At 40.2% G+C, this 1,838-nt stretch carries 3 protein-coding genes and 1 pseudogene; all 4 read left to right on the top strand.

The genetic code is table 11. From position 1 onward, the window contains the following. Window positions 1-638, top strand: a pseudogene (locus DK866_RS20055) (hypothetical protein); the annotation flags it as partial. 44 nt (window positions 639-682) lie between these two features. Beyond that, window positions 683-1,039 (top strand): hypothetical protein, encoded by a 357-nt coding sequence (locus tag DK866_RS19720; protein WP_109410249.1) that lies wholly within the window; start codon window positions 683-685, stop codon window positions 1,037-1,039. A 141-nt stretch (window positions 1,040-1,180) separates the two neighbouring features. Beyond that, on the top strand, window positions 1,181-1,423 hold the full coding sequence (locus DK866_RS19715; RefSeq protein ID WP_109410248.1) for a hypothetical protein: 243 nt from the start codon (window positions 1,181-1,183) through the stop codon (window positions 1,421-1,423). After that, a partial coding sequence (locus DK866_RS19710; RefSeq protein ID WP_109410247.1) for a VENN motif pre-toxin domain-containing protein occupies window positions 1,423-1,838 on the top strand: 416 nt, incomplete at its 3' end. The genes DK866_RS19715 and DK866_RS19710, both read left to right, overlap by 1 nt.

Genomic DNA, 1,838 nt, shown 5'->3' with positions numbered 1-1,838 from the left:
TTCGGCAACAGGAAGAAATAAAGCAAATTTGTTCAACCTCACCAGAGCAGTGTAAACAGCAGTATGGATATTTAGTTGAACAATGGAATGCTTTCGATACAGCAATAAAACATCTTGCCACAGATAAATCGTTGCCTGATGATTTTCGTGATTATCTGCCTGCAGTGTATATGTTGAGTATGGATGCGACAGGGATCACAGTCGAACATCAGTGGGCTAAACGATTTGAGGCAATGGGGCTTGAACCAGAAGCAGCCGGTTTGATAGCAATGGCTCTTCCCGGAATGATTAATGGTGGGAGTGGTAAAGGAAATAAAGGTACGACTCCAAAGCAACCTAACTCTCATAACCCAGTAAATATTGCAACTAATTTTACTAAAACACCTCAAGCTATTTGGGGGCGTTCTACAGAGGATATAGCTCAAGATTTTAAAGCCGCAGGCTATCAAGTTAATGTTCGTCAATCAACACGAGGTTCTGGCCAAGCAGTTATTATTGAGGTTAAAGGACATCCTGAAATTAGTCAAATCCAATATCACCCAGGAGGAGGTAAACATGGCGGTAGTTATTATAAAGTATCCACAACAACACAAGGTACAATGAAAGTTGTAGACCCAAGTACATACAAAACAATGTAAAATGAGAAAGCCACAATAATTGATAAAACTAAAGAGTAGATATTATGAAACAATTGGAATGGATTACTCGTGCTTTTATGCAGCCAAGTAATATCCAAATAAGTTTATTCCCTGATTTTGTAAATGTTGCAGATCAACTTGCTGTTGAATGGGAAATTGCACTAGATGATATAAACTATGAGTTATTATCTGTTGAACAATGTTCAACAATAAAAGAGTTTGATGATTATATGTTATCAATCAGCGGTCCAAATAATGTACGTTTTTGGAGTAATGAAGCACTTGCATCCAGTATGGAATGGGAAAAAATGAGAGTGCTAGCTCGAAAAGTTGTAGTCAGTATGGGATGGGCTACAACGCCTCCTCCTAATGATAATGCAATATATATCAATCATGAGTAATAAATTATTGAAATAAGATTTCTATTATATAATGGAACCTTTTATTTACCTCACACATCAGCTAACCGGATAATCAACTATCCGGCTTAGCAATAGGGACTACCTTCGTTAGTTGCGCAGGTTATCGACTTAGCAACCACGGTGGACACTATTCGTGGTACGAACCAAGCGAAAGCTGATTCAAAACTCGATAATCTTTCTGATACTGCTTACGACAATCTCTATCAAGCCCTTTCAGAAACCAACGATAACGTCACCGAGCGTGATATTCAAAATCACCTCTTCCAGCAAGCCTTACAGGATTATACCAACCGATCTGATTTTGGCGCGGGGGGAAATATACCCGTGCAATCCAAGCTATCACCGCATTTACACAAGGTGTAATGGGCAACAATATTGTTACCGCTATTGCTAATGGTTCCGTGCCTTATCTTGCCAACGAAGTGAAAAACCAAATCCAAGGTAATAGTGTTGAAAGTGATATTCAGCGTACGATAGCGCACGGCTTACTGAATGCAGGCCTTGCATTGGCAAAAGGCGAGAATGCAGTAGTGCAAGCCTCTGGCGCAATGATAGGGGAAACAGTGGGTATTTTATCGCACTCACTTTATGGCAAAACCCCCGAAGAACTCACCGAAACTGAAAAGCAGAATATAAGTGCATGGGCAACGTTAACTTCCGGGATTGTTGGCGGTTTAATCAGCGATAATAGTGCAGGTGTTGCCAATGCTGCCCAAGCAGGGAAAGTGGTGGTTGAGAATAATTATCTAACAGCCAAACAAATAACTTCATGGCTTGA

The sequence above is a fragment of the Proteus genomosp. 4 str. ATCC 51469 genome (assembly GCF_003144375.1).
In the GTDB taxonomy this organism is placed as follows: Bacteria; Pseudomonadota; Gammaproteobacteria; order Enterobacterales; family Enterobacteriaceae; genus Proteus.
This window is presented reverse-complemented; position numbering and strand designations above follow the sequence as displayed.